Annotated in this window: 4 protein-coding genes; 2 read left to right on the top strand and 2 right to left on the bottom strand. The window is 60.7% G+C overall.

Going from position 1 to position 7,151, the window contains the following annotated elements; genetic code table 11:
* Positions 1-559: 559 nt before the first annotated feature.
* Positions 560-1,879 (top strand): plasmid pRiA4b ORF-3 family protein, encoded by a 1,320-nt coding sequence (locus ACKAMS_RS31550; protein ID WP_408990009.1) that lies wholly within the window; start codon positions 560-562, stop codon positions 1,877-1,879.
* Between the two features lie 82 nt (positions 1,880-1,961).
* Here the strand turns inward: ACKAMS_RS31550 and ACKAMS_RS31545 are convergent, their stop codons facing one another.
* Entirely contained in the window at positions 1,962-2,537 is a 576-nt protein-coding gene (locus ACKAMS_RS31545) for a TerD family protein (RefSeq protein ID WP_003940660.1), read from the bottom strand.
* A 113-nt stretch (positions 2,538-2,650) separates the two neighbouring features.
* Positions 2,651-5,833 carry an SNF2-related protein gene (locus ACKAMS_RS31540; RefSeq protein ID WP_408990008.1) on the bottom strand — a complete coding sequence of 1,061 codons (3,183 nt, stop codon included), beginning with the start codon at positions 5,831-5,833 and terminating at the stop codon, positions 2,651-2,653.
* A 111-nt stretch (positions 5,834-5,944) separates the two neighbouring features.
* On the opposite strand from ACKAMS_RS31540, the gene ACKAMS_RS31535 reads away from it, so the two are divergent.
* Entirely contained in the window at positions 5,945-7,063 is a 1,119-nt protein-coding gene (locus ACKAMS_RS31535) for an alpha/beta hydrolase family protein (protein ID WP_019749282.1), read from the top strand.
* Positions 7,064-7,151 lie beyond the last annotated feature (88 nt).

Here is a 7,151-nt window from a genome sequence, read left to right as displayed (position 1 = left end):
GCGCCGATGGTACTGCACTCGACAGGGTGTGGGAGAGTAGGACACCGCCGAACACAACTTGAGAAGCCCCCCAACCAGTGATGGTTGGGGGGCTTTCTCGTACCCAAAACACCCTGAAACATCCCGTCGCCGGCACCCTCACTCCGAGCGAACGGTACTTTCGTCGCCTCAGATCGACCGAACGCCCCGTTCGCACGATCAAGGGGCGGGCACGCCGCCGACTGACCACCGCGTCCGGGATCGAGCGAACGACACTTTCGTCGCCTCAGATCGACCGAACGTACCGTTCGCACGATCAGGGCACGATCAGGGCACGATCAGGGCAGGAATTGGGTGAGGAAGATGCCAGCGCCGACGCACGTAGCGACTGGTTAGCCAAGGTACAGATTGTGAACCCTCTCATAGGTGCGAAGTACTCTCCGATTTTGTGCCTTTGTCCCTAGTACTTTGGCCTAGGCTGAGTGTCATGGTGGGGTTGAGCAGCTCGCGGGTGTCGCATTTGCGACTCGTTCCGACGGAACCTGAAGAACTGCAAAGGTTTGTACAAGAAGCTGGCGGAGTGCGTGGGGGCATTCAGATTGCGCGATCGTTACGTTCGAAGAGGCGCGCGGTTCCGGCGCAATACGCGATACGTATCAGCGTCGACAATGTATCCACTCAGATCTGGCGACGAATTCTCGTCGCGTCGGATTTGAATCTGGGTGACCTGCATTCGGTGGTTCAAGGGGCAATGGGGTGGAGTGACCGTCATTCGCACGCGTGGTCCAAGTCAGGAACCCGATTTCCCGGCGAGGTCGAAGAGTATGTTGCTTCCGGAAGCAACGCCGAGCAGCGCCTCGCCGGACGAGTGGCGATCGTAGAGTCTGCGGTACGTCTGGACGAGGTCATGGTCTCGCCGGGCGATGAACTTAGATATCGCTACGGACGCTTCGGAAACTGGAGTCACACGCTGACACTTGAATCTTCGGAAGTACTGCCCGACGGATTCCAAATTGTGTGTGCCGCGGGTCGCGGTGCGTGTCCGCCGGAGGAATGCGTCGGGCCTGACGAGTACGAGCAGCTCCTCGGTGTCCTCGCTTCGGAGAAGTTGCGCTCCCACGAATGGACCCTCGAATGGCCGCAAACCGAATTCGAGCCGACACGATTCGAGATCGCTGAGGTCAACAATCGGCTTCATATACCTCGACCGGACGAGATCGTTGCGCCGTACGACACCGCAATGCTCGTCGAATGCCTGGAACCCTCGCGAGTCCCGGAACTGCGCGCGGTCCTCGCCCGAGCCGGCATTGACGATGAGTCGGCAATCGGAGAGTTGGTCCACGTCGAGGCGGGCCAACGCCTTCAAGCGGTCTTGACGCTGATCGGTGTCGAAGGGGTCGACGCTGATGACTTCTTCACGACGGTCGACGCGATGCTCGACGAACCCGAACTAGGACCTGTCAACCTTCCCAAGGGGCGATCACTCTTCGCAGTACTCAAGAGGTTTGGCCTGGTGCGAAAGCACAAAGGGCAGATTGTGCTGACGAAGCGGGGACAGTCAGCGCAGCGGGACGCATCAATCATGTGGTCGGTGATCGTCGACAGCGTTCCGGTTGCGCCGGGCGGCTCGCAGAGAGCAGTGGAACTTCTTGTCCTCCTCGCCGTAGCCGCTGGTTTGTCGCCGGCAGATCGTCATCGCTTCGTCGCGGGAGCACTGGAGTCGATTCGGTCGTCAAGCATCCTCATGTCCGGCGCTCAGACTTCCAAACGTGACACGTCCGGGAGCACCGTAGAGGTGCTCGGTTTGATCGGCGCTACGGGGTACGAGCTGGGGAAGTTCGGCACCAAAGAGGACTCTCCCTGGGCAGCTCGCCTCGCTAGGGCGATCCTGCAGCGTTAACTCGCGCGTTCGATGCAGACAACCGAAATGGGGTTCGATCCGGCAATGCCGAATCGAACCCCGTTTCGTGTCCTGGTAGAGATCAGATATTGACGCCGTAGTCGCGGGCGATGCCGGCGAGTCCGGATGCGTAGCCCTGTCCGACTGCGCGGAACTTCCACTCGCCGTTGTGGCGGTAGAGCTCACCAAAAAGCATGGCGGTCTCGGTGGAAGCATCTTCCGAGAGGTCGTAGCGTGCGAGCTCGGATCCATTCGACAGATCTACGACGCGGATGTAGGCGTTGGTGACCTGCCCGAAGGACTGGAGTCGGGCATCGGCGTCGTGGATCGAGACGGGGAAGAAGATGTTGGTGACGTTGGGCGGTACAGCCGGGAGGTCGACGTTGATGACTTCGTCGTCGCCGTCACCTTCACCGGTGAGGTTGTCGCCGGTGTGCTCGATGGATCCGTCGGGCGAGCGAAGGTTGTTGTAGAAGACGAAGTGCAGGTCGGAAAGGACCTTGCGTTCCGGGCCTGTGACCAACGCACTGGCGTCGAGGTCGAAGTCGGCACCACTGGTACTGCGTGCATCCCAGCCGAGACCGACTGCGACCTTGGTGAGGTTGGGTGCGGCCTTCGACAGAGATACGTTGCCGCCCTTGGCAAGTGTGACGCCCATTCAGGTTCCTCTCGTTCGAACGAAGTGGATTTCTTCGTTCGGGAGTTCTGTGTTGTCCGTTCTCGACTCACATTACCGTGAGCGGGTAGGTGCGGTTCGACCGAATAGCTACCTCACTCGAACAGCGCGCGAAGATCCTCGGCGTCGAGTCCGGTGCCGAGTGTCCCTTCGGCGTCCATGACATTCGAGAACAATGCCGACTTCTTGGCTTTGAGCGCCATGACCTTCTCTTCGATCGTGTCTTTGGCAATGAGACGGTAGACCATGACGTTTCGTGTCTGCCCGATGCGGTGAGTACGATCGACCGCTTGTGCCTCGGCGGCCGGGTTCCACCAAGGGTCGAGAATGAAGCAGTAGTCGGCCTCGGTGAGATTGAGGCCGAAGCCACCAGCCTTGAGGCTGATCAGGAATACGGGGGCTACGCCAGACTTGAACTCCTCCAACACTTCACCGCGATTGCGCGTCGAACCGTCGAGATAGCTGTACGGAATTTTTTCCGCTTCGAGTCGTTTGCGGACAGAACCGAGGAACCCGGTGAATTGGCTGAAGATCAACGCACGGTGTCCGCCGGCAATGACGTCGTCCAATTGCTCGACGAGAGCGTCGACCTTGGCTGAGGGGACAGGTCCGCTTTCCTCGTCGACCAGCGAGACGTCGAGACTGAGTTGGCGTAGCACCGTCAGCGATTGCAGGATCGTGAATCGGTTCTTGTCGACGTCGTCGAGCAGTCCGAGAATCTTCTGCCGTTCGCGTTGCAGGTGGGTGTCGTAGATCGCGCGATGGCTCGGATGCAACTCGATCTGGAGTATCTGCTCCTGCTTCGGCGGCAAGTCTGCAGCCACCTGTTCCTTGGTGCGCCGAACCATCAGCGGTTTGACGCGCCGCCGAAGTTGCGCCAATCGCTCTGTGTCGCCTTCCTTTTCGATGGGGTTGCGGTAGACGTCGGTGAAGGTAGTGGGACTGGGGAACAGTCCTGGTGCAGTGATCGCGAGGAGCGACCACAACTCCATGAGATTGTTTTCCATGGGAGTGCCGGTGATCGCGAGTTTGAAGGGTGCGTTCACTGCCGTCGCACACTTGTGGACCTTGGACTTGTGGTTCTTGGCGAATTGGGCTTCGTCGAGTACCAGTCCGGACCAGACGCCCGCCGAATACGCATCGGTGTCGAGGCGAAAGAGAGCGTACGACGTCACGACGATGTCCGCCCCGTCGACGAGTGTTGCCAGGTCGGTTCTTCTGCGCCGCAGAGTATCCGTGATGACAGCGGTGTGGAGGGTTGGTGCAAACTTGGCCACCTCGGATTTCCAATTGGAGACCACGCTGGTGGGAGCAACGATCAGAAAGGGCGGCGCCGCTGGATTCGATTGCCGTGCAGTGCAGATCATTGCGAGAGTTTGCAGGGTCTTGCCCAGGCCCATGTCGTCGGCGAGTATGCCGCCCAGGCTGTGCTGCCGGAGGAAGTTGAGCCAGCGGAATCCGTCGACCTGATAGGGGCGCAGTGTTGCCGTCAACGTGGCGGGGACGTCGACGGGATCGATCCCGGAACCGCCGAGCAATCCTGCGATCTGCTTCTTCCAAGCTGCTGCCTGATGTTCGACTCTTCCCAGTGTCGTCAATTCTTCCCACAGCCCGGCTTGAAACTTGCTGATCGCGAGTTTGCCGGTTGGTCGATCGAGCAGCGACCGCGCTTCGGTGATGAGTCGGTGTAGACCGAGAAGGTCAGGTGCGTCGAGTCGGAAGAAGGCGCCGTCCGGCAGCAGTATGTGAGTCTCACCCTTGCTCAGGGCGGAGAACAGCGTGGTGAACGGAACGCTTTGTCCCGCAACGTCGACGGTGACGTCGAGGTCGAACCAGTCGGATCCGCTGTTCCCGTCGGGGGCTGACGTGCTGAGGCCGATCACGACAGCGTCGTCTGCGGGCCGATAGTCGGCGGGAGTGCCCACGACGGTGAGGTCGACGTCGTCGTTCGCGTCGAGTTGGGGGAGGAGGTCGAGTGTGAACTGCATGGAATCGAGGCCGGCCAACGTTCCCGCGAGAGTGGCCTTCGCCGCGGCCGCACCGAGGCTCTTGGCAATGGCATCTTCGGCAACGTGGTTGCGGATCTCGGACTCGTCGGTGGTTGTGTCTGCGGTAGAAATGATCAGTTCGTCGGCATCGACTGTGTACTTCCATGCCGATTCGATGTCGATGCGGTGGTTGTCCGCGTACGTGGCGACCAGTTGTAGCCGTGGACCGGACACAGTCGGTGGGTTGTAGGCGCCGTCGGAAGATATGACGGGAGCGAGGTTTCCGAGTTTGAACACGAACCGCGAAGTGAATGCATCCCGATGCTCGGCGGGGATGTCGACCGATTTTCCGGAGTCGATCAACTGCCTCAATTGGTGAGTTATCGGCGTGTGCAGTGGTGTCAGAGTGATCGCGTTGGCGTCGTCGAGCGCGAAGACGCCATGTGCCGGCGTGCCGACCAGTCCCCAGTCGGAATGAGTCACGATGTGCCCACCGGCCTGAATTCGGGGCGTCAGGCGGAGGTTGTTGTCTTCCGCTCCGTGGACGTCGAGGCAGATGCTGGCATCGTCGAGTAGGGAGATGTTGCCGAGGCCGGCCTTCGAGTGAACGAGTGAAACGCCGACGCTGATGGCCTCACGAAGAAGCGACCAGAGTTGCGGGCTCGCGAACCCGGCAAGATCGATTTCCGCGGCATTTTGATTTCGGTAGTAGTTGCCGGCGCTGTGGAGGAGATGTATGTCGCGTAGAACCCGGAGGTGATCTGCGGGGAACTGAAAAGTGCTTCCGAGTTTGTTCCAGGCGAGCCCGCCGGAGATCCACCCTCTCGCTCCTGGTTGCACGGGTTTGATGATGAGCCTTGTCGATGCGCCCTTGGTTCGGGTGGTGAATTGAATGCCAAGTCCACGTGTAGTGCGGCCGGCCGGGTCTGGTCGGAGCAACTCCTCGAGCGCGCTGTCCCATCCGAGGTGTTGTGGAGTCTTGTTCGCCTCGGCCACCGCTGCGAGCACCAACGCGACTACGTGCTTGCAGTTCATCCGCACGGGACACGTGCAGAGGCCACGCGTGAACGTTGCTGTACCGGCCGCGCTGCGACTTACCGAAATCGTGCAGGTGTACGGCTCTCGCGCAGTTCCCGATACAGCGCCGGTCAAGGTGTCAGCGGTGTCGTTCCATGCGATGGATTCGACTGCATTCTGCCGCAGGTAGGTAAGTCCGCGTTCGTAGGTGGTTGTGCCCACGACAGCGCGAATTCGGTCGAGGTCGAGGGCCCTGACTGAATCCGGTTGCACGGGGCCAGCCTAGTAGCGGTGACCGACAGATCTTGTCGTGGTCGTTTGTCCAAGAAAGTCCGAACTGCACGGTATGTTCACGGAAACATCTTTGACTGGTTTGGGAGTTTCATGAGGACTGAGCGGCGAGCGTGGATCCGATCTGCGCGCACAGGTGCGGTGTGTTTGGCCGTTTGTGCACTTTCTTTGCAGTTGGGCGGACTGTCGACGGCAGCGCCGAGTTCCGGGAGCTCGGGAAGCTCGGGAAGTCTGGGCAGCGTCGAGGGCAGCGTGAGTTCGGGGTCGACGATCCCAGGACCGCTTCAGGAGGATCCGGGCCCCAAGCCGGAGCTGCGCGACGACATCGTCGTCCCGGCCATCGTCGGCGAGAAGGTGACCGCACCGCAGGCAGTCAGGCTGACGGTGGCGTCGCCTGCACTTCGACGCGAGGTCGGCGTCGAGATCTTGCTACCCGCGGACAATTCGGTTCCGCGCCCAGCGCTGTACATGCTCGAGGGCGTCGACGCCGGAGAGAAGAGCAGCGGATGGATGACGATCGGCGGCGCCCCGGCGTTCTTCGCCGACAAGAACGTCAACGTCGTGATGCTTAATGGCGGAATCGCGAGCCTGTACTCGGACTGGGAGAATCCGGATCCGCGGCTGGGACTGCACAAGTGGGAAACCTTCATCACCGAGGAGTTGCCACCGCTGATCGACGCGCGACTAAAGACCAACGGAATCAACGCGATTGCCGGCAATTCCATGGGCGCAATGGGTGCAATGATGCTCGCCCAACGCTTTCCGGACATGTATCGCGGCGTTGCCGTGTTCAGCGGCTGTTATTCCACGATGGATCCGCTCGGCCGAACTGCCGTCCAGGCCACGATTTCTTCTCGAAGCGGAGATCCGGCCAACATCTGGGGTGTGCCAGGGGGCCCGGAGTGGGAGGCACACGATTCGTTGATCAACGCAGAGAAGTTGCGTGGCAAGGAAATCTACGTGTCGACGGCAAATGGTCGTCCCGGATCTGACGAGACGCTGCAGACTCCTGAACTGCTCGAGCGCCTGGTGATCGGCGGCGGCATCGAGGTTGCTGCGCACGCCTGCACCAAGATGTTCGACGCGCGGTTGCAGGAGCTGAAGATTCCGGCGCAGGTGGATTACGAGCCGAACGGCACACACGCGTGGGCGTATTGGCGTGAACGATTGCCGAAGGCGTGGCCGACTCTGTCCCGGGCATTGGGCGTCTGACGGTTCGACAACAGTTTGTGCAGTTCCGGTCGAAAAGCAGCGTCCCCGCACCGTATTGCTCGGGTGCGGGGACGCTGCTGCTGTCAGC

The sequence above is a fragment of the Rhodococcus sp. 5A-K4 genome (assembly GCF_046097995.1).
Classification (GTDB): Bacteria; Actinomycetota; Actinomycetes; order Mycobacteriales; family Mycobacteriaceae; genus Rhodococcus_F; species Rhodococcus_F erythropolis.
Note: the sequence above shows the minus strand (reverse complement) of the source record. Positions and strands in the feature narration are given on the sequence as shown.

Bases quoted from the DNA above. Each gene is read 5' to 3' on its own strand.
- ACKAMS_RS31545 (WP_003940660.1), bottom strand. From the start codon at position 2,537: ATGGGCGTCACACTTGCCAAGGGCGGCAACGTATCTCTGTCGAAGGCC.
- ACKAMS_RS31535 (WP_019749282.1), top strand. From the start codon at position 5,945: ATGAGGACTGAGCGGCGAGCGTGGATCCGATCTGCGCGCACAGGTGCG.